Annotated in this window: 23 protein-coding genes; 1 reads left to right on the top strand and 22 read right to left on the bottom strand. The window is 69.1% G+C overall.

Annotated features, from left to right (window positions below; translation table 11 throughout):
- The 6 genes from icmH to VLK61_RS27545 form a co-directional block, all read right to left on the bottom strand.
- The coding region (gene icmH / locus VLK61_RS27570; protein WP_325426088.1) for a type IVB secretion system protein IcmH/DotU at positions 1-832 on the bottom strand (832 nt) is incomplete at its 3' end.
- Entirely contained in the window at positions 820-2100 is a 1281-nt protein-coding gene (gene tssJ, locus VLK61_RS27565) for a type VI secretion system lipoprotein TssJ (protein WP_325426086.1), read from the bottom strand. The genes tssJ and icmH, both read right to left, overlap by 13 nt.
- 113 nt (positions 2101-2213) lie before the next feature.
- Positions 2214-3089, bottom strand: a complete 876-nt coding sequence (locus VLK61_RS27560; protein ID WP_325426084.1) for a caspase family protein — start codon at positions 3087-3089, stop codon at positions 2214-2216.
- 4 nt (positions 3090-3093) lie between these two features.
- Complete coding sequence (locus VLK61_RS27555) at positions 3094-3729, bottom strand: anti-sigma factor family protein (protein WP_325426082.1); 636 nt, start codon at positions 3727-3729, stop codon at positions 3094-3096.
- On the bottom strand, positions 3726-4316 hold the full coding sequence (locus VLK61_RS27550; RefSeq protein ID WP_325426080.1) for an RNA polymerase sigma factor: 591 nt from the start codon (positions 4314-4316) through the stop codon (positions 3726-3728). Before VLK61_RS27550 ends, VLK61_RS27555 begins: the two co-directional genes overlap by 4 nt.
- 159 nt (positions 4317-4475) lie before the next feature.
- Positions 4476-4694: a hypothetical protein gene (locus VLK61_RS27545; protein ID WP_325426078.1), complete on the bottom strand. Its 219-nt coding sequence runs from the start codon at positions 4692-4694 to the stop codon at positions 4476-4478.
- A gap of 202 nt (positions 4695-4896) precedes the next feature.
- On the opposite strand from VLK61_RS27545, the gene VLK61_RS27540 reads away from it, so the two are divergent.
- Complete coding sequence (locus VLK61_RS27540) at positions 4897-5493, top strand: calcium-binding protein (RefSeq protein ID WP_325426076.1); 597 nt, start codon at positions 4897-4899, stop codon at positions 5491-5493.
- A gap of 109 nt (positions 5494-5602) precedes the next feature.
- Here VLK61_RS27540 and VLK61_RS27535 read toward each other — a convergent pair whose 3' ends face one another.
- The 16 genes from VLK61_RS27535 to VLK61_RS27460 all read right to left on the bottom strand — a co-directional run bounded on the left by VLK61_RS27535 (position 5603) and on the right by VLK61_RS27460 (position 18103).
- Complete coding sequence (locus tag VLK61_RS27535) at positions 5603-6238, bottom strand: hypothetical protein (protein ID WP_325426074.1); 636 nt, start codon at positions 6236-6238, stop codon at positions 5603-5605.
- Between the two features lie 58 nt (positions 6239-6296).
- On the bottom strand, positions 6297-6536 hold the full coding sequence (locus VLK61_RS27530; protein ID WP_325426072.1) for a hypothetical protein: 240 nt from the start codon (positions 6534-6536) through the stop codon (positions 6297-6299).
- A 140-nt stretch (positions 6537-6676) separates the two neighbouring features.
- On the bottom strand, positions 6677-7117 hold the full coding sequence (locus tag VLK61_RS27525; RefSeq protein WP_325426070.1) for a hypothetical protein: 441 nt from the start codon (positions 7115-7117) through the stop codon (positions 6677-6679).
- Positions 7118-7205: 88 nt separating this feature from the next.
- On the bottom strand, positions 7206-7886 hold the full coding sequence (locus tag VLK61_RS27520; protein ID WP_325426068.1) for a hypothetical protein: 681 nt from the start codon (positions 7884-7886) through the stop codon (positions 7206-7208).
- Positions 7887-8125: 239 nt separating this feature from the next.
- On the bottom strand, positions 8126-8449 hold the full coding sequence (locus VLK61_RS27515) for a flagellar biosynthetic protein FliO (protein WP_325426066.1): 324 nt from the start codon (positions 8447-8449) through the stop codon (positions 8126-8128).
- Between the two features lie 12 nt (positions 8450-8461).
- Complete coding sequence (gene sctU, locus VLK61_RS27510; protein WP_325426064.1) at positions 8462-9628, bottom strand: type III secretion system export apparatus subunit SctU; 1167 nt, start codon at positions 9626-9628, stop codon at positions 8462-8464.
- Between the two features lie 11 nt (positions 9629-9639).
- Positions 9640-10437: a type III secretion system export apparatus subunit SctT gene (gene sctT / locus VLK61_RS27505; RefSeq protein WP_325426062.1), complete on the bottom strand. Its 798-nt coding sequence runs from the start codon at positions 10435-10437 to the stop codon at positions 9640-9642.
- 11 nt (positions 10438-10448) lie between these two features.
- Entirely contained in the window at positions 10449-10721 is a 273-nt protein-coding gene (gene sctS, locus VLK61_RS27500) for a type III secretion system export apparatus subunit SctS (protein WP_325426060.1), read from the bottom strand.
- Positions 10722-10730: 9 nt separating this feature from the next.
- Positions 10731-11384, bottom strand: a complete 654-nt coding sequence (sctR, locus tag VLK61_RS27495) for a type III secretion system export apparatus subunit SctR (RefSeq protein WP_325426058.1) — start codon at positions 11382-11384, stop codon at positions 10731-10733.
- A 33-nt stretch (positions 11385-11417) separates the two neighbouring features.
- Positions 11418-12494 carry a hypothetical protein gene (locus VLK61_RS27490; RefSeq protein WP_325426056.1) on the bottom strand — a complete coding sequence of 359 codons (1077 nt, stop codon included), beginning with the start codon at positions 12492-12494 and terminating at the stop codon, positions 11418-11420.
- Positions 12494-13189 carry a response regulator transcription factor gene (locus VLK61_RS27485; RefSeq protein ID WP_325426054.1) on the bottom strand — a complete coding sequence of 232 codons (696 nt, stop codon included), beginning with the start codon at positions 13187-13189 and terminating at the stop codon, positions 12494-12496. Before VLK61_RS27485 ends, VLK61_RS27490 begins: the two co-directional genes overlap by 1 nt.
- An 8-nt stretch (positions 13190-13197) precedes the next feature.
- Positions 13198-14340, bottom strand: coding sequence for a sensor histidine kinase (locus tag VLK61_RS27480; protein ID WP_325426052.1), 1143 nt, complete (start codon positions 14338-14340; stop codon positions 13198-13200).
- On the bottom strand, positions 14340-15392 hold the full coding sequence (locus tag VLK61_RS27475) for a hypothetical protein (protein WP_325426050.1): 1053 nt from the start codon (positions 15390-15392) through the stop codon (positions 14340-14342). The genes VLK61_RS27480 and VLK61_RS27475 overlap by 1 nt, the downstream gene beginning before the upstream one ends.
- A gap of 19 nt (positions 15393-15411) precedes the next feature.
- Positions 15412-16083, bottom strand: a complete 672-nt coding sequence (locus VLK61_RS27470) for a DUF6683 family protein (RefSeq protein ID WP_325426048.1) — start codon at positions 16081-16083, stop codon at positions 15412-15414.
- A gap of 283 nt (positions 16084-16366) precedes the next feature.
- On the bottom strand, positions 16367-17257 hold the full coding sequence (locus tag VLK61_RS27465; RefSeq protein ID WP_325426046.1) for an acyl-CoA desaturase: 891 nt from the start codon (positions 17255-17257) through the stop codon (positions 16367-16369).
- A gap of 162 nt (positions 17258-17419) precedes the next feature.
- On the bottom strand, positions 17420-18103 hold the full coding sequence (locus VLK61_RS27460; RefSeq protein WP_325426043.1) for a hypothetical protein: 684 nt from the start codon (positions 18101-18103) through the stop codon (positions 17420-17422).
- Between the last annotated feature and the right edge of the window lie 17 nt (positions 18104-18120).

Genomic DNA, 18120 nt, shown 5'->3' with positions numbered 1-18120 from the left:
GCAGCGGCGCCAGGCGCGGCGGGCCCGGTGGGGCCGGCGCCGCGACGACCCGCGCCGGCGCCGGCGCGCCACCCGTAGCGATCTGCTGCATCGCGCTGAACACCTCGTCGACGCGCTCGGCCAGCCGCAGATGGCTGACCGTGTAGACGCCCAGCGTCACCAGGCCCAGCAGCAGCAGCGTGACCAGCGCGAGATGGCGACGCCAGGTCGGCGAACCCGGTTTCACCGCGGGCCGGCAGGGTGGTGCGAGGGCGGTCTGCGGCTGCGGCAACGTGAGGAAGACGCGGGTGCGCAGCTGGTCGAGCTGCTGCTGCGCGCCGGCGCCGGCACCGCGCAAGTGCCCGTTCAGGCCCAGGCTCAGGCAGGCATGGAACAGCTCGAGCAGCGCGCGGTTCTCCTGCGGCGCTTCGGCCAGGGCCGACAGCAGGCGCAGGATGCGATCGCTGCCGCGGCGCTCGCCATGAAAGCGCTGCAGCAAGCCGGCATCGCCGGCGCCCCAGGGCGTGTCGGCCACCACCTCGTCGACCCAGCTGCACAGCAGGTAGCTCGCCGCCGAGATGCCGCGCTGGTCCCAGCCGGCGCCGGCCAGCCCCGCTTCGAGCCGCTCGACGGCCACCGCCAGCGCCAGCTTCATGCGCTCGGGCGAATACACCACCGCCAGGCGCAGCTGGGTGGCCAGTGCGATCAGCGGCCGGGCGCTGGCATGCAGCTCGAGTGATCGGCGGTCGGCATGCTGCGGCGGTGTCGGCCAGGTCGAGTGCGTTGAATGCGCCGAGTGCGCTGAAGGCGCGGCCGCGGCCGCTGCGCGCCCGGGCTCATTCAGGGCAGCCATGCGAGCTGCACCTCGCGCGCCTGGGCACGCAAACTCGCCGGCGGCATGATGCCGTCGGTGGGCAGCGCCAGCACGGTGCGCCACTGCGCCTGCGCCAGTTCGCGGTAGGCGGCGAATACCGCGACGACACGGGCTTCGTCGCCGACACCCAGCACCAATTCGCGCGTCTCGCCGGGCCGCAGGTGCAGGCTCTCGCGGCGCAGCAGCGCGCTGCCGAGCGTCGCGTCGTCGTTGTCGTAGAGGCTGTCGAAGCTGGCGCGCTGGAAGGCCTGGCCGTCGCGCAGCAGGTACACGCGCAGCGCCAGCGAGGCCGAACCCTGGGCCCGGTCGGTGTTCAGGCTGCGCTCGGCGCGAAGGCTCAGGCGCAGCGTGCGCCGCTCGGTGGGCTCGGCGGCGGCCGCCGTCGTCGTGTTCGATCCTGCCGGGTTGACACGTCGTGTCGGCGCGGGCGCTGCGGTCGCTGCCGCCGCAGCGAGCCCGCCGGCGCCGGGATTGAACACGAAGTTCACCACCATCGAGGTGTTGACCCACGGAATCTGGCGTTCCTGCGTCTCGCGCAGCACCTTGACCCGCACGTTCTTCAGCATCTCCTCGACCTCGATGCCCTCGACGCGCATTTCCTGCGCGAGGTGGCGGCTGTAGATGCTGTTGGTGCCGGGCGGACCGTCTTCGGCGGTGCGGCCGGGGGCGGCCGAGAAGGCCACCAGCGCGCCCGGCGCGGCCACTTCGGCCAGCCCGCTGGCCACGCGCAGGCTGCGCGTGCGCGCGGTGAACGGGTTGTCGCGGCAGGCATCGATGATGAAGATGCGGGCCCGTGGCCGCACCCGGTCGATGCGGCTCAGCAGCGCTTCTTCCATGTCGATCGATTCGTCGCGGATCTCGCCTTCGTCGCGCAGGTTCAGGTCCACCGGCAGCAGGTAGTTGCGGCGATCGATCTGCATGCCGTGGCCGGCATAGAAGAACACCGCCGCGCTCTCATCGGCGTCGACACGGCGGCCGAAATCGCGCAGCACGCGCTTGAAGTCGCGCGCCTTCAGGTTGAGCTGCAGTTCGACCTCGAAGCCCAGCGACTTCATCGTGGACGCGATCAGACGCGCATCGTTTTCGGGATTCGACAGCGGCAGCTGCGCGTACTGGCCATTGCCGATGACCAGCGCCACGCGGCGCGAAGCCGCAGCGGCCGGCTGAGCCAGCACGCGCCGCGATGCCAGCCCCAGCCAGGCGGCTGGCGCGAGGCCGAGCCAGGCGAGCAGTTGACGGCGACTCATGCAAGAAAATCCGCAACGGTCGAGACAGTCGATTCTGTGCCCAGGCCCGCACACAACGCAACGCGCCGTGTTTTGCGGATCTAGGGTGAAGCCCGGTGATATTGCACGCCGGCTCAGCCGCAGCGGCCCTGCGTGCCGGGCTTGAAGCAGTAGTCGGCCGTCAGGCTGGACGATTCCCAGGGCACCTGCAGGCGTTGCGTTTCGTCCGCCACGCCAATGCGCACGCGCTTGAACAACTGCTCGATCGGGAGCCCCGGTGTGGGCAGGTGCGCCAGCAGATGCTTGGCATAGATGCTGTGCGCGCCGACCGGGCCATCGAGCGCGACGCCGTTGGGCGCCGTCGAGAACGCCACCAGGGTGCCCACCGGCGCATCCAGCGGCGCCAGGCCGGTGGGCGTGACGCCGCGGAACTTCAGCCGGCGCCCGTCGGGCCCGACGAAGACGCCGCCGGCGAACGGATTCACACGGCAGGCATCGAGCACGACGATGTTCAGGCCGTGGCGGATGGCGCTCAGGCGGTCGATGAACTGGCCGACATCGGCTGCCTTGGCGGAAATCTCATCCTCGCTTTGCGGCTCGACGTCGACCGGCAGCAGGTAGTTGCGGCCCCGCGCCTGGATGCCGTGGCCGGCGTAGAACAACAGGCGCACGGCGCTGTCCGAGGCCCGCACCGAAAACTCGCGCAGTGCTTCGACCAGATCGAAGAGCCCCGTGTCGCGCCGGAAGATCACCTCGTAGCCGAGCTGCTTCAGGCTGGCGGCCACGGCCTCGGCATCACCGACCGGGTTCTTCAGCGGCGCCGACTTGTAGGCGCCGTTGCCGATCACCAGCGCGATGCGGCGCTCGGCGCGCAGGCCTGTGGCCGGGGCCGATGTTGCGGCCGTTGCCGGGGCCGATGTCGCCGACGACAGTGCGCCGGCACCGAGCAGCCCGGCCGCCGCCAGGCCGAGCAGGTCGCGGCGCGGGAAGCCGCCGGTCGGGCGCGCCATCGCCTCACTCCCGCGGCGGCAGGCCCGGCGCCAACGTGACGGCCTGCACGATCGGGCTGTGGCGGATCTGCTCGGCCAGTGCCGCTTCCTTGCCGACCGGCACGACGACGAAGTAGTCGCCGAGCTGCCCCGGCCCGCCGGCCAGATGGCCTTGCACGGACATCAGCAGGTGGCGGATCTCGGCCTCCTTCGCGTCGGGCGCGAAGTTGAGCTTCAGCATCGGACCCTCGTGCACCGCGGTGGCCTGCGGCGCGCGCATCTCGGTGATGGGTCCGTCGGCGTCGCTGCGCTTGTCCTGCATCAGGCTGACGATCACGCCGCCCTGCACGGCCATGATCGCCAGGCCCGCGAAGGCGGTGACCGGCCGCACGCCGAGCAGGCCGAAGAAGGCTGCGATGCGATCGCCCAGGCCCGTGCGCGCCGGCTCGCTGCGGATGCGCTGCATCGCCTTGTCCAGCCCGATCGATGCGGAAACGGCCGGCGCTTCGTCCTGCAGGCGCGATTGCAGCGAACGGCACCACGCGAGTTCGGCCCGCGCATCGTCATGCTCGGCGACATGACGATCGACCCACTCGCGGTCTTCGGCGCCCAGTGAACCGTTGACGTAGAACGGCAGCAATTCCTGAAAGCGGTCGCTCATGATCTGGCCTCGACCGGCAGCGTGCCGCCTTCACGTTCGACCATGCGCTGCAAGCAGCTCTTGATCTTCTGGCGGGCGTGGAACAGCCGGGTCTTGACGGTGTTTTCAGGGCAGCCCTGGACCGTGGCCACCTCGGCCAGCGACAGGCCCTCGAAGAACACCAGGTGCATGCATTCGCGGTGCTCGTTGGACAGCTTGCCCATGCAGGCGCGCACGCCTTCGCTGCGCTGCTTGGCGGCGAGTTGGGCAAAACCATCGGGCGAATCCGACGCGGCGGTCTCGGCGATGTCGTCGAGGTCGGCATGCAATTCATCGGGGCGCCGCGAGCGGTAGGCCATCAAGGCCTTGTTGCGGGCCACGCCGATCAGCCAGGTGCTGAACTGGGAGTCGCCGCGAAAGCGGGCCGGCGCCCGCCAGACTTCATGCATCGTGTCCACCAAAATCTCCTCGGCCCGGGCCGGATCCTTGAGCATGTTCAGCGCATAGGCGTAGACCCGGCGGCTGAACGCCTGGTAAAGCTCACGGAACGCGGATTGGTCCTGTCGACCGATGCGTTCGAGCAGTGTCTTCACCTGGTCGTTGTCCATGGCGTGCGGTGACGGTGGCGTCGGTCGAATATAGCCCTGCCTGCCGCCGCCCGCCTGTTGAAACGGTCAGCGCGAGGGCATCGGTCTGGCCGAAGCTGGACAGATGGCCCGTCGCATCCACTCAGTTGCGGATGCGACGCCGGCGGTTCAAACATTTGCTCACTGCAAGGTCGGGCGCACGGCCGGGGTCGAGAAATCGCGGCCGATCAGCTTCTTGACGTACAGGTAGTGCAGCCGCAGGCGTTCGCTCATGCCATCCATGTCGACGTGGCCGGCGGCGTCGCACGGGAAGGCGTAACCGCGGCCGCCGTCGAACAGCGACTGGAACAGCAGCTCGAAGTGGGCGTGCTCGACGGTGTGGGTGTGCAGCGTGCTCATGGTCGGTCTCCTTGAAGAACGGCATCGGTACGACCCTGAGTTGCAGCCCGAGGCGATTTCGGTGATTACCGAAGTCACGGATCGGAGCCCTCCTAACTGCCGAAGGTCCCGTCTTGGCCTACTTCGTCACAAAGCCTTCAATGGACACCAGCGGCGCGAACATTTCGGCGTGTCGCGGCAACCCAACCCAAGGAGTTCCATCATGTTTCCCATTCCCCCCGCTGGCCCGACCAACACCGTCTACGGAACCGCCGGCAACGACAACGTGCACATCGCCAAGGCCTCGGGCCTGGCCGGCCTGCTGGGCCTGTACGAAGTGACGGTCAATGGCAATACCCAGTTCATGACCAAGCAGCAACTGGAGAACACCGACTTCCAGCTCGGCGCCGGCAACGACACGCTGGTCGTTGATGCCAACGTCACGGCCGACATCACCGCGCATGGCGGCTGCGGCGACGACGTGATGGTCGGCGGCAACGGCGACGACCACTTCTTCGGCGGCCGTGGCAACGACGCGATCGCCGGTCGCGGCGGCAACGACTGCCTGCACGGCGGGCGCGGCAACGATCTGTTGCTGGGCGGCAAGGGCAACGACGTGCTGCACGGCGGGCGCGGCAACGATGTGCTGCTGGGCGGCAAGGGCAACGACGTGCTGCATGGCGGGCGCGGCAACGACGTGCTGCTGGGCGGCAAGGGCAATGACGTGTTGCATGGCGGGCGCGGCAACGACCTGCTGGTCGGCGGGCCCGGCTTCGACTGGAAGGTCGGCGGGCCGGGGAACGACACGATCCTGCCTTGACGCGGCTGGCCGTTCGAGTTGTTCGAGTGCACGGGGTCTGGCGACAGGCCCCGTTTTCGTGTTGCTGTGTACTGGAAAGTGGCCGGGATTCCGCCCCGGCAAAGCAAGCTCAAGCCCCGAGCAACGATGATCCCCGCGCCGCCGGCAAGGCCCGCAAAAAGCGCGCGCTCGCATCGAAGGCAGGCTCCCCCGCCGACCAGGCGACGGCGAGCGCTCTCAAAGCCTCACGGGTCTGCCGCGTCAGAGCCCCCGGCAGCGGATCGTCGGCATCGGCCAGCAGCTTCTCGCAGTACAGCAGGCGCGCTTCGCGGCAGGCGGCGATCAGCTCCATCAAGGAGCGCGCCGCCTGGTGGAACTGCGCTGCAGACAGCGCACGCACCGGCTCGGCCTGCGAATGCCATGCGCACAGGTATTCCAGCGGCCCGAGGCAACGGGTGCGGCCATAGGCGGCCTGTGAGGGCGTCGGCACGCTGTCGCCCCAGGCGCTGCGCCGCCCGCTCGGCAGCCGCCCGGTGCGCAAGGCATGCACCAGCGCCCGCGCCACCGCAGCGCAGGCCGCGTGATCGCCCTGCTGGCCGATGACCCACAGCACGCGCAGGAAGGCGGGGTAGAGCTCGTCGCCCAGCGCGTCGCAGACGGTGGCCAGCAAGGCCACGCGGCTCTCGTCGTCGGGCAAATCGATGCAGCCGTCGACCAGGGCCTGCGCGGCCTGGGCCCAGCGGGGTTCGCACAGCAGCGCGGCCATCGTCCTGATCCTCGCGGGTGCGCTCGATGGCTCGATCCAGGGCTCGACCACGGCCCGCTCAGCGGCCCGGCGCATCCTGCTCGCCGCACAACGGGGTCAGCACCCGTTCGGCGTGCTGGGCGACGCTCAAGCCCCGGCAAGTGCTGCTGAGCTCGACACCGATGCGCGCACCGGCGCTCAACCCGTCGTCGTCGAACCACGACGACGGGTTCAGCGCCTGCGCACCGCCTAGCGGCTGCAAGGGAGACAGCGAACGCAGTGCCGGTGACTGCGGAACAAGATCGGAGACGCGGATCATGATGGTCTTTCAGTTCGTCTTTCAAGCTGCTGCGGCTTTTGTGACCCATGCTATCGACCGGTGCCGCGGCCAGCCACTGCGGCGCTTCCCAGCTAGGGCTGCTCCCAATGGCCGGCCGCGGGACCGGAAAGACACGGCCTTCATCGCACCGGGTCGCTGCCGTCCAGCGCCGGCGGTTCCTGGCGCTGTTCTGGGCACGGATCGAGGCATGGATCCGGGCGTGGATCCAGCCGCAACGGGTCGACTTCATCGACGTGCTTCCGGCGCTCGTCCGAGCGTGCCTGCGCTGGCGCCTGCACCCACGGCCGCGCGACCGGCGAATCGCAGGGCAACCAGTTGAAGCGGGTTTCGTAGGCATAGCCCTTGAACACCTGGCGCGGTGGGTCGGGTGCCGGCGGCGGCACGGGCGACGCAGCATCGGGCAAGCGCTGCGCGGCGTCGCCGGTGCAGGCCAGGTCGGCGCCGGCGGCCGCATTCTCTGCAGCCGAGGGCAGGGGTGGGGGCGGCAGCGGTTCTTCGTCCTCCCACACTTCGTGGGCGAAGAACCAGACCGCGCAACTCAAATCGATGGGCAATTGCATGGGACCTCCGATAACGCTGAACACATGAAAAAAGGCGAAGGCAGGTCGCCCTGCCTTCGCCTTGACTAGCGGGCTGCAAGCCGGGGGCTTACTTGCGCGCCATCTGGCCCAGCGCCTCGCCAAGCGTCTTCAGCACGTTGTCCGAAGCGCTCATCATGAAGCTCATCTTCTGCGACGCGGCCTGCAGTTCGGTCATCGTCGAAGCCTTGTCGTCCTGCACCGCCTGCGCGCCTTTCGGGTCGGCCTTGGCATCGATCTGCTGGCCTTGCGAGGACAGTCCATCGATCTTCTTCGACAGGTCGGCGATCTTGTCGGCCTGAGCGTCGAGCGCCTGGCCCAGCGCCTTGGCCAGCGCTTCGTACCAGCTGCCGCCGCCGGCCTTGCCCCCCTTGGTCTTGCCTTCCATTTCAGACAGCACGTTCTTGATCACGCTGTCGCTGAAGTTGTCGAAGAAGTCGCGCAGGTCATTGCCGAGTTCGCCGTGCACCTGCTGGTCGCACTTCGGATCCGAGGGGTGGATCAATTGGCCGATGACCTTGCCGACCAGGCCACCGACCTCGTCGGCGATGAACTTCGGCATGCCGGCAATCTGCGACAGGGACTGCGCGGCGGTGTTCACCGCCTGGCCCAGGCCTTGCGCCAGCATGTTGCCGAGGCTGGTTGCGATGGCCAAGGGGGGGAAGCAGACGCTGGCCACGTCGGCTACGGCGCCGACCGCCGAGCTGACCAGGTTGCCGACGCCGCTGACGATGCTGTCAAAGAGACCCATGATGATGCTCCAGTGTGGTTGGGGCGTTTGCGACTTGGCGCGTGAGGCCCCGGGTTTCAATTGCGTTCCGCCTTGATCCGGTGTTGCCGGTTTCTCGGCGATCCTGTATGCCAACGACTCACTGCTCTTTCGTTCTGCATCTGCGTCGCGGACAGTTCTATTAAAGGTGAACCAACCGCTTCTCGATAGTCGGGACGTTCGGCAGCTAGGACCGTCCCTACTCTTTCCGTCAACCCGAATCAGGGCCGCTCCGAATTCGTGCTATTGATCACAACCGCGGCGTCCGGCGTGCCCGCGTTCTCCTGCGGCCAGTGCGCGATGGTGTGCATGCCGCCGGCGGTGACGCCCAGCATCCAGCGTGCGCCGCGATGTTCGACGATCACCACCCGCTCTTTGGCGCCGACCTGCAAGGCGCGCACGAAGCGCAGCATGTCGTCCGATTGGCCGGGCGATGCGCGCGGCTGCAGGCGGCCGCGCAGCAGGCGCAGCAGCAGCCAGGCCAGCGCAATGACCAGGCCCAGCGCCAGCATCATGCTGGCGAAGCTCATGGCGAACGATTCCATGGTGTTTCCAGGTTATGGAGTGAACTTGTCGGGGTAGCGTGTCAGGTCCTCGCCGGGCGTGCTGCGGCGGCGCGGCGGCGGCGCATCCGCCGCGGCGACCTGCTCGCGCACCTCGCGCGCCCAGAGGATCACCTCGGCGATGATGTCGAACAGGTCGGCCGGAATGATCTCGCCGACCTCGCTGCGCGCCAGCAGGTCGCGCGCCAGCGGAATGTTGCGCACGATGGGCACGCCGGCCTCCTCGGCCGCGGCACGCATGGCCCGCGCGACATGGTCCTCGCCCTTGGCGGCGATCGTCGGCACCGGCGTGTTCTCGCGGTCGTAGTCGATCGCGATGGCCACATGCGTCGGGTTGACCACCAGCACATTGGCATTGCGCGCGGCCTGTGTCGCGTTGCGCTGCGCCGATTCTTGCGCCGCCTGGCGCCGCTGCTGCTTGACGTGCGGGTCGCCTTCGCCGTCCTTCATTTCGCGCTTGATGTCCTGGATGCTCATGCGCATCTTCTTCATGAAGGAGTGGCGTTGATAAGCGGCATCGAGCACGGCCACCAGCGCAAACAGCGCCACGGTCCAGCCCAGCAGCTTCAGGCTCAGGTCCCACATCAGCGAGCCGATGGCCCCTGGCGGCAAGACAGGCGAACGCGCGAGGTTGACGATCTGCGGCAGCGCGGACTTCACCACCAGCCAGCCGACCAGCAGCAGCAGTGCGGTCTTGGCCAGCGCCTTGATGACCTCGATCAGGTTGTCGAGCGAGAACATGCGCTTGACACCCTCGACCGGATTCATGTGCTCCAGCTTCGGCGTGACCTTGTCGAAGGTCAGCAGCGCGCCGATCTGCAGAAAATCGGTCAGCAGGCCGATCAGTGCGGCCGGTACCACCAGCAGCGCAGTCAGCGTCAGCGCCAGTTCGCCGGCCAGTCCGCCGATCGAGCGCGCGGCGCCGGCGAAACCGGTGGTGGCCCAGCCCTGGGCGATGGTCGCGAACAGCGCGTCGTAGAGCGTCGCGATGCGTGTCACGGCATAACTCGTGAGAAGAGCGACCATGGCCAGCCACAACACCAGGCCCACCGCGCTGGTGACTTCCTTGCTCTTCGAGACGTCGCCCTTCTTGCGTGCATCCTCGAGCTTCTTCGAGGTCGGTTTCTCGGTCTTGTCGCCGCCGTCGTTCTTGTCTGCCATCGTGTGCCTCGTCAGTTGCCGAACAGCGTGCGCAGCGAACGCAGGGCGATGCCGCCGCGCGACAGCAGATCGTCCTCGAGCAGCTGCACCAGGCTGGCCAATTGGATCCAGATGATCCAGGTGGCGGCCACCGCCTTCAGCGACATCGACAGCGAGAAGACGTTGAGCTGCTGCGCGAAACGGTTGATCAAGCCCAGCACGACGTCGATGACATACAGCAGCACCAGCGCCGGGGCGGAGACCAGCAGGCTCAGCAGCATGATGCGGCCGAACTCGCGTTCGAAAAGCTGGGCGCCGCCTGCGGCCAGTGCCGGCAAGGGACGCTGCACCGGCCACAGCGCATAACTCTCGAACAGCGCGCCAATCATCACCATGAAGCCGCCGCCGGCCATGAACACCCAGCTCGCCAGCCGGGCGAAGAAGGCGCCATTCAGCGAGGTCTGGTGGCCCGACAAGGGATCCACCACCTGCGCCTGCGTGGTGCCGACCTTGGTGTCGATGATCTGGCCGGCGGCTTCGAAGGCCCACATCACACCAGCGGACACAAAGCCGATCGCGCCGCCGATGAAGGCCTCCTTGCCGTACAGCGTGATCCATTGCCAGGACGTCAGCGTCAGCGGGCCGGGCGAGGGCTGCAGCGCCAGGCTGAACAGCGCGATCGACAGGAACATCGCATTGCGCACCAGCGCCGGGATCAGATCGGCGGTGAACAGCGGCACCAGCAGGAAGGCCACCGCCACGCGTGTCGTCGACAGGCCCAGCAGCAGCGCGATGTCGCCGAACGAGCCGATGATGCCCAGCGTCTCCATGCGGCCGGCCCTCAGCGGCGGACCAGGCTGGCGAAGTCGGTGAACACCCGGTCGCCGAACTGGTAAAGGCCGCCACCGAGCATTGAGCCGGTGAGGAAGATCGTGATCACGATCGCGAAGAACTTGGCGGCGTACTGCGTCGTCTGCTCCTGCAGTTGCGTGGCCGCCTGCACGAAGGCGATCAGCAGGCCCACCACCGCGGCCACCAGAATAGGCGGGGCCGACAGCAGCAGCACGTACCACAGCGCCTGCTGCGTCAACTGGATCATGTCGCCGTGAATCATGATCGCCTCTCAGACGTAGGTCAGGATCAGCCCGTGCGTGAGCTTGACCCAGCCGTCGATCATCACGAACAGCAGCAGCTTGAACGGCATCGACACCGTGGTCGGCGACAGCATCATCATGCCCATCGCCATCAGGATGTTCGAGATCACCAGGTCGATCACCAGGAAGGGCAGGAAGATCAGGAAGCCGATCTCGAAGGCCACCGACAGCTCGCTGACGGTGAAGGCCGGCACGATGACCAGGAAGTCGCGTTCGGTCAGCGCCGCGGCCTGTTCCGGTTTCAGGGCCTTCTGCGCGGTCTTCAGGAAGAACGCTTTCTCCACCGGCCGGCTGTGCTTGACCAGGAACTCACGCAGCGGCTCTTTCGCCGCGTCGGCCGCCTTCAGCATGGCCTGCGTGCTGCCGCCGATGTCGGTGATGCCCTGCAGCCGTTCGCCCATCTGGCTGCCGACCGGGTACATCACGTACAGGCTCAGCACCAGCGCCAGGCCGTTCAGCACGACGTTGGGCGGCACCTGCTGCAGCCCCAGCGCATTGCGCAGCAGGCTGAGCACGACGACGATCTTGGTGAACGAGGTGACCATCACGGCGACGAAGGGCGCAAGCGCCAGCACGACGACGGTCAGCAGGGCCGAGGAGGGCGAGAAGTTGGAGAGGTCCATGGACCCCTGAGTGGCAGCGACTCGCGCTGGCGTTCAAGCTGATTCGGCGATGTGACTTTCGGCCGGGCTTGGGGCAGCTTCGGCCAGGGCGTCGAGTACGTCGATGGCATCGGTCGCAGCGATCGAGTCCAGCGCCAGCGCCCAGCCGTCGCCCCAGGGCATCAGCCGGCCGCGCGCCAAGCTGCACGCGGGCCGCCGTGCGGCGGCGCAGCGCCACAGGCTGGCCCGCAGGCTGCTGCAGAGCGATTCAGGCAGATCGTCGTCGCGCCAGCCGGCCAGGCGATCGGCACCCAGGCCGTGCGCGAGTGCTAGCCGCACTTCACACAACGTTCCCGCGTCGTCGCCCACCGCGGCCAGCGTGCCGGGCGGCGCCGGGCCGCGCACCAGTTGCGGGGCCCGCGGCGGCGACAGCAACACGGGTACCCCGGCGGCCGCCGAGACCGGCTCGCCGGCGCCGCGCAGCAGCCCATGCCAGGCCGCTTGCATCGAGGCCGGCAAGACCACCGCGCCGCCGGGTTCGAGTTGTTGCAACTCATCGGCCGTGAGCCGCAGCCGCGCGATGGCCAGGACCGCATCGCCGGCCGGCCAGCTGAGCCGGGCGGCCAGCGCGGCGGCCGGCGCCGGCAGCGAGCGCAACCAGGCCCAGGGCACCGCCAGGCGATGGCTGCTGTCGCGCCACTCGAGGCGGGCCGTTGCGGTGGGCGATGGGGTGAGCGATGGGGTGAGCGATGGGGTGGCCGCTGTGGTGGCCGCCCCGGTCGCCCGGGTTGCCGCTGCCATGGCGGGGTGCGGCGCGGTGAGGGGCTGCGGCCGCCAATCGAGCATCTGCTGCGTCCAGTCATCCAGGCCGGCCAGAAAGTCCTCGCAGCGCTGCAGCGCGATGGCTGCGTCGACAGCATGGCGGGCCGGTCCATCCGAGTGCAGGCGCAGCGGGCCGAAGGCGGTCGGCGCCTCGAACCAGATGCCCGGATCGGCGTGGCCGCGCAGCAGCGGCACGGTGGCCTGATGATCCAGCGGTGCGGTGGCCTGGCGGGCCAGCCGCACGGTGGCCTGGTAGTCCAGTGGCACCGTGGCCTGGTGGTCCAGCGGCGTGCTGGCAAGCTGCTTCATCACCCGGCCCGCCGGCTGATCATCATGCGCGTCAGCTCCGCCACCGAGCGCGCTTTCATCTTGCCCATGCCGCGGGCACGGTAGAGCTCGACGGTCTTGATCGACAGGCCGATGCGGTCGGCGATGTTCTTGTTGTAGGTGCCTTCGATGACATGGCCGAGCACCTGGCGCTCGCGCGGCGTCAGCGTGGCTTCGCGGGTGATGAAGCACCGCTGCGCCTCGTCCTGATCGGGCTGCGGCGCCGGGGCGGGCGTGGGCATCGGTCCGGGCGTGGGCGTCTGCGCAGCGATGTCGAGGGCCGGTGCGGCCGCGCTGCGTTCGCCGGCGCTGAAAGCCGAGGCCAATGCCGCTTCGAGCGCTTCATCGTCGAAGGGCTTTTCCAGCAGCGTGACGGCGCCTTTCTGCATCGCCTGCACCGCCAGCGGCACATCGGCATGGCCGCTCATGTAGATCACCGGCAGGCCGGCCCGGCGTTCGAGCAGGCGGTCATGCACGTCCAGGCCGGACAGCTGCGGCATGCGCACGTCCAGCATCAGGCAGGCGGCTTGCCCGCGGTCGCGGCGCGACAGCGCCTCGATCGCTTCGTGCGGGTCGCCCCAGGTCTGCACGTCGAAGCCGCAGCCGCTGAGCCAGAAGCGGGTCGATTCGCGGAACTCGGTGTTGTCGTCGACGATGTAAACGGTGCGTGCGCTCATGGCGGATCTCACTGGACGGGGGACGATGCGGGTGTGCAAGCGGGTGCCGAAGCGGGCGTTGACGAATTGGCCGCCAGCAGCGGCAGGCCGAGGTGGAAGGTGGCGCCGCGCTCGGCATTGCGGCTGAACCACAGCCGGCCCTGGTGCAGCTCGACGAAGGAGCGGCAGATCGACAGGCCGATGCCCATGCCGGTGGGCTTGCTGGAGGCGAAGGGCACGAACAGCTTGGCGGCCGCGTCGTCGCCCAGGCCGCAGCCGTTGTCGCAGACCTGCAGCTCGGCCTCCTTGGCGCCGACCACCAGGCGCAGGCTCAAGTGCGGATCCTCGGGCGGATCGGTGCGCAGCGCATCGAGCGCATTGCGCATCAGGTTGACGATTACCTGCTGCAACATCACCTCGTCGCCGCGCACCAGCACCGGTTCATCGGGCAGCTGCAGCGTCAGGCGTGCGCCGGTGCGCCGCAAGTCCCAATCCAGCAGCGAGGCGCTGGAGCGCAGCAGCGCCGAGAGGTCGACGCGGGCATGGCGCGGCTGGTGCGAATGCGTGAACTCGCGGATGCGCACGATCACGCGCGACGCGAACATCACCTGTTCGATCGCACGATCGAGCGCATCGGATTCGTCGCTGTCCATCCCGCGCCGCGACAGGCGGGCGCGCAGGCCGCGCAGCAGGTTCGCCGCGGCGCCGATCGGCTGGTTCAACTCATGCGCCAGCGTGGTGGCCATCTCGCCGACGGAGATAACGCGGGAGGTGAACAGCAGTTGTTCACGATCGTCGAGCTGGCGCTGCAGCACGCGACCTTGCTCGCGGCGGTCGGCCAGGCGCAGCAGCCGGTGGCCGGCGTCGAGCGGGGCGATCTGCGCTTCCCATTCGCCGGATGCACCGAGGCTGAGGCGCCGCGGTGCCGCGCTGTCCGCCCAGTGCGACGGTGCCAGGCCGGGCAGGGCGCGCTCCAGCTGGGCCAGCGACAGGCCGGGCCGCAGATTCGGTTGCAGGGACAACCAGGCCGCGCTGGTCCAGCGCAGCGTGCGGGTGTGCAGGTCGATCACGGCCACTGCGTCGCCCAGCGCCGACAGCGCAGCGCGCCAATCGATCGACGGGGGGACAGGACAGGGCAGCGGCACGCTGCCGGCAGCGATCGATTGCAGCATCATGCCTCCACGATGTCCAAGGCCGGCGTGCCGCTCAGCGGCCGCGAGCAGACCACGACGAACACGCTCCACTGACCGCCCAGGGCGGACCAGAAACGCTTGACGGCGTCGATGCGGACGCTGGCTTCACGCCAGCGCGGCGCACCGACCCACACCGGCCCCAGCTGAACCTCGCAGGGCACCGGGCCCGAGGTGCTGCCCGTCGCATCGATCGCCAAAAGTTGGCGGCCGCGCCGGGGATGGTGGTCCTTGACCACGCGCACGTGGCACCAGCGCACGGCGGCGGGCGGGCCGGCCCACTGCAGACGTGCGTCGACCCGTTGGCCCAGCAGCGCCTGGCACGGCAGGGTGTGATGTGGCTGCGGGTGCGCCGCGCTGCGCCGCGCGCCGCGTGGCCACAGCACGAAACCCCAGGCCGGACCCGCTGCTGCGTGCGAACGCGGGCAGATCAGCACCACGCAGCGGCCGCGGCCCCATTCGTCGGCGGCGGTTTGCAAGGCCAGCGGCTGGTTCGGTGCGGCGAGCAGGTGATTCAGCACGCCGGTGAGGGTGTCGCACCAGGGCTCGGCCGGCGCCGGCTCGGGCTGAGCCTGCGGGTCGCATGCGTCGGCCTCCGGCACAGTCGTGTCGGTGTCGTCGTCCTCGTGGTCGCGCGCGGGCGAATCGCCGCGCTCGTCATGCAAGTCCGCCTCGTCGCGGGTGCCCGGCCGGGGCGTCGCCGGCGCATGAACGCCGGGATGCAGCAGCGCCCAGGCGTCGCCAGCCTGCACATGCAGGCTGCTCAGCATGGCCGGCGTCAGCTGGTCGGCCGGCAGCGCAAAGCCGTTGTGGGCATCGGCGAGGGGCAGCGCCGGGTCGTCGCGCATCGCAGCGTCGGCCAGCGCGACGGCAGGCGGGCGGGCGGGCTGCACCGTGCCGGCCTGCAACGAGGCGATCTGCAAGCCGGCCTGCGATGGCTCGCCGATCGCCTCCGGCTCGGCCGCCGCGGACCAGGCCGCGGCGTCCGGCGCAGCGGCATGGCTAACTGAAGGCATGAGCGGCCCGATGTCCATCGTGCGATGTCCGGCAGATTCAGGCCGCCTGCGCTTCGCGCAGCGTGAGGCCGTCGGGGCCGAGGGCCAGTGCATCGGGGTCGATCCCCAGCAGCTGGCGCAGGTAGCCCCGCGCGCCGCGCCGCACGTTGTCGATCGCCGGCTGCCCTTGCCGCGGCGCGAGCGCGGCGTACTGCGTGATCAGCACCGAGAGGATGCCCAACTGCTCGGCATAGGCCTGGCGATCACGCAGCGTCGCGCTTTGCCAGGCGGGGCTGGCGCGCACGATGACGCCGAGCTGGCGTTCCAGCCGCGTGCGCATCGCCGGCGTGGCCTGCACGCCCTGCAGCACCGCGATGTTGGCCGCGGCGAAGTGCGACAGCGCGGCGCCGACGTCGTCGGTCGCCAGAGCCAGATCGCCAGGGCGCACGATGGTGCGGTAGTGGTGCAGACAGCGCTCGTAGGTCGCGCGGGCCTGCTGCCGCTGCTGGGCGCTGCCGGCATGGGCGGCGGCCAGCTGCGCAGGGGCGATGGGACGGGGTGAACGCGCGATCCGCAGCGGCTGCGCGTCGGGGCCCGGGTCGGCGGCGAAAGCCATCAAGGCGGCGGCCAGTGCGTCGCGCAGCTGCTGGGGCAGGTCGGCCGGCGCCGGGTCATGGCGCGTGGTCGCGGTGCCGGTGACAGCGTGCGGGCGCGGGGTCGGTCTGCTCATGCGGGCATCTCCTGGTGCGGGGTGCGGCTGACGCGGGGTGTCAACCGGGTTCGCGCCATGTGTTGCGGCTGGGCGGCGATGCGTTCACGCGAAGTCGCGTTCGGGGATCGGGATGTGATCTGCTTGGCACTTCTGCTTCGCTTGGGCGGGCCCACCCATGCAACCGGGAGGCCGCGGCAGAAGACCCGGCAGAGCGCAGGGCGTGAGCGTTGGGCAGCTGAGTTCTATCGGGTCGAGGGCGCGGACCGATGCCGCTGCGCCCGCTCAGCCCTCGACGCGCGCATCACTGTCGGGCGGCTTCTTCATGCACGTCCTGCGGTACGGGCCGCAAGTCCCAGACGAGCCCCAGCAAAGCCAGGAGTTTCAAGATGGCATACGTGAGGTCGAGCTCAAACCAGCGAAATCCTGCACGGGCCGAATTCATGTAGCGGTGATGGTTGTTGTGCCAAGCCGCACCCAGTGTCGGGATGGCCAGCCACCAGACGTTGGTGGTGGTGTCCGAGGTCTGGTACGGCCGGCGGTGCCAGAAGCCAGGCTTGAAGCCATGGGTCAGGCTGTTGACAGCGAAGGAGGCATGCAGCGATAGCGCAGTTGGCAGGAAGAAGAGCCAGACAGCGCTGGCCAAGCCCAATCCTGAATGACCGAAGGCGGCCGTGTACTGGCCCAACAAAACGCAGGCCGCCAGGACGACGAGGGGGAAAAGATAGTGGAAGCGGTTGACCCAGACCAGCTCCGGAAACCGCGCCAGGTCCTTGGCATCATCCAGGTTGGTGTCCAGAGTCTTCTGGTCCAGCAGCCACCCCAGGTGCGCGTACCAGAAGGGACGGGTGACCGGCGAGTGCAGGTCGAGCTCGGTGTCCGAGTGGCGGTGGTGGTTGCGATGATGCGCCGCCCACCAGAGCGGGCCCCGTTGGCCGGCTGCCGCCGCCAGAATGGCGAGGAAGAGCGCAAACCCGCGGCTGGTCTTGAAGCTGCGGTGCGAGAAGTAGCGATGCGAGCCGCCTTCCCAGCTGAAGACACGGAGGAAGTAGCCGGCCAGCGACCAGGCCAGCAATGCGGGGGTGACCGGCAAGAAGAAGATGCCCAGGCACGCCAGGTGCACGAGCCAGACGCGGATGCGCACGGCTTTCAAGGGCTCGCCCGGCTGGATGCCGTAGGAGGTGATTGTCGTCATGGGGTCCGAGGTCAATGGTGTCCTTGACGTCTCGTGCAGTGTTCGACGCTGTGTGGAACACTGCACTGGCGAGCCGCGCCGCGGTCGGTCACGGTTTGTGCGGTAGTTTTGCATGATGGCGAGCGCCACGACGTCGAGTGGGCGCCGCGCACGCGCAGCCGATCACCGCGACGCGTCGTCGTCGCCCTCGATCCGCACATGCGTCAGCGTCAACGCCCGGGCTTTCAAGCGTTCGTCCAGCCGCGGCGCGTGGCGCAACAAGGCGGCCGCTTCAAGCCCGGGCGCGCTGATCGCCAAGGTCCAAGGCGCCGCCTGGCCCGCCAGTTGCACGTCGGCCGGGCGCATGGCGCGGAGCGTGATCGCGACGCCGCGCGAATCCTGCATCGACACCTCCCAGACCGCGGGCGCCGACATCAGCAGCGCCGACCCCACCGGCGCAGCGGCGTCATTCATCCGCGCAAAGGTGGTCGACACCGGCAGGTCACGGAGATCGCGCGCGGCGCACAGCGGTCGATCGCCGACGCTCGCCTGCAGGGCCGGTGGCAGGGGCGGCCGCTGCAGACCGGCGGTGTCGGGGCAGGCGCTTGTTGACGGGTCCACCGCGACATCGTCGTCAGCCTCGGTGCCATCCGCGCTATCGGCGCCATCGGCGTTATCAGTGCTAGCGACGCCATTGGCGCCTTCCGAGCCTTTGGCGAAGACCGGGGTCTTGTCGTCCGACTTGGCGGACAGCAGGCGCGCGAATTGCTCGCCACCGGCTTGATTGTCCGACACCTCGCTGCCACGCGGCGCCAGGAGCGAAGCCAGGGTCGGGCCGGCTTTCGGGGTGCTGGAGAGCGAGTCCATCGTCGGCCCTCAGCGCA

It is taken from the genome of Aquabacterium sp., assembly GCF_035476535.1.
Classification (GTDB): Bacteria; Pseudomonadota; Gammaproteobacteria; order Burkholderiales; family Burkholderiaceae_C; genus Pseudaquabacterium.
Note: the sequence above shows the minus strand (reverse complement) of the source record. Positions and strands in the feature narration are given on the sequence as shown.

Excerpts from the sequence above, each read along its gene's own strand:
- tssJ (WP_325426086.1), bottom strand. The coding sequence starts at position 2,100 with ATGAGTCGCCGTCAACTGCTCGCCTGGCTCGGCCTCGCGCCAGCCGCC.
- VLK61_RS27560 (WP_325426084.1), bottom strand. The coding sequence starts at position 3,089 with ATGGCGCGCCCGACCGGCGGCTTCCCGCGCCGCGACCTGCTCGGCCTG.
- VLK61_RS27555 (WP_325426082.1), bottom strand. The coding sequence starts at position 3,729 with ATGAGCGACCGCTTTCAGGAATTGCTGCCGTTCTACGTCAACGGTTCA.
- VLK61_RS27550 (WP_325426080.1), bottom strand. The coding sequence starts at position 4,316 with ATGGACAACGACCAGGTGAAGACACTGCTCGAACGCATCGGTCGACAG.
- VLK61_RS27545 (WP_325426078.1), bottom strand. The coding sequence starts at position 4,694 with ATGAGCACGCTGCACACCCACACCGTCGAGCACGCCCACTTCGAGCTG.
- VLK61_RS27540 (WP_325426076.1), top strand. The coding sequence starts at position 4,897 with ATGTTTCCCATTCCCCCCGCTGGCCCGACCAACACCGTCTACGGAACC.
- VLK61_RS27535 (WP_325426074.1), bottom strand. The coding sequence starts at position 6,238 with ATGGCCGCGCTGCTGTGCGAACCCCGCTGGGCCCAGGCCGCGCAGGCC.
- VLK61_RS27530 (WP_325426072.1), bottom strand. The coding sequence starts at position 6,536 with ATGATCCGCGTCTCCGATCTTGTTCCGCAGTCACCGGCACTGCGTTCG.
- VLK61_RS27525 (WP_325426070.1), bottom strand. The coding sequence starts at position 7,117 with ATGCAATTGCCCATCGATTTGAGTTGCGCGGTCTGGTTCTTCGCCCAC.
- VLK61_RS27520 (WP_325426068.1), bottom strand. The coding sequence starts at position 7,886 with ATGGGTCTCTTTGACAGCATCGTCAGCGGCGTCGGCAACCTGGTCAGC.
- VLK61_RS27515 (WP_325426066.1), bottom strand. The coding sequence starts at position 8,449 with ATGGAATCGTTCGCCATGAGCTTCGCCAGCATGATGCTGGCGCTGGGC.
- sctU (WP_325426064.1), bottom strand. The coding sequence starts at position 9,628 with ATGGCAGACAAGAACGACGGCGGCGACAAGACCGAGAAACCGACCTCG.
- sctT (WP_325426062.1), bottom strand. The coding sequence starts at position 10,437 with ATGGAGACGCTGGGCATCATCGGCTCGTTCGGCGACATCGCGCTGCTG.
- sctS (WP_325426060.1), bottom strand. The coding sequence starts at position 10,721 with ATGATTCACGGCGACATGATCCAGTTGACGCAGCAGGCGCTGTGGTAC.
- sctR (WP_325426058.1), bottom strand. The coding sequence starts at position 11,384 with ATGGACCTCTCCAACTTCTCGCCCTCCTCGGCCCTGCTGACCGTCGTC.
- VLK61_RS27490 (WP_325426056.1), bottom strand. The coding sequence starts at position 12,494 with ATGAAGCAGCTTGCCAGCACGCCGCTGGACCACCAGGCCACGGTGCCA.
- VLK61_RS27485 (WP_325426054.1), bottom strand. The coding sequence starts at position 13,189 with ATGAGCGCACGCACCGTTTACATCGTCGACGACAACACCGAGTTCCGC.
- VLK61_RS27480 (WP_325426052.1), bottom strand. The coding sequence starts at position 14,340 with ATGCTGCAATCGATCGCTGCCGGCAGCGTGCCGCTGCCCTGTCCTGTC.
- VLK61_RS27475 (WP_325426050.1), bottom strand. The coding sequence starts at position 15,392 with ATGGACATCGGGCCGCTCATGCCTTCAGTTAGCCATGCCGCTGCGCCG.
- VLK61_RS27470 (WP_325426048.1), bottom strand. The coding sequence starts at position 16,083 with ATGAGCAGACCGACCCCGCGCCCGCACGCTGTCACCGGCACCGCGACC.
- VLK61_RS27465 (WP_325426046.1), bottom strand. The coding sequence starts at position 17,257 with ATGACGACAATCACCTCCTACGGCATCCAGCCGGGCGAGCCCTTGAAA.
- VLK61_RS27460 (WP_325426043.1), bottom strand. The coding sequence starts at position 18,103 with ATGGACTCGCTCTCCAGCACCCCGAAAGCCGGCCCGACCCTGGCTTCG.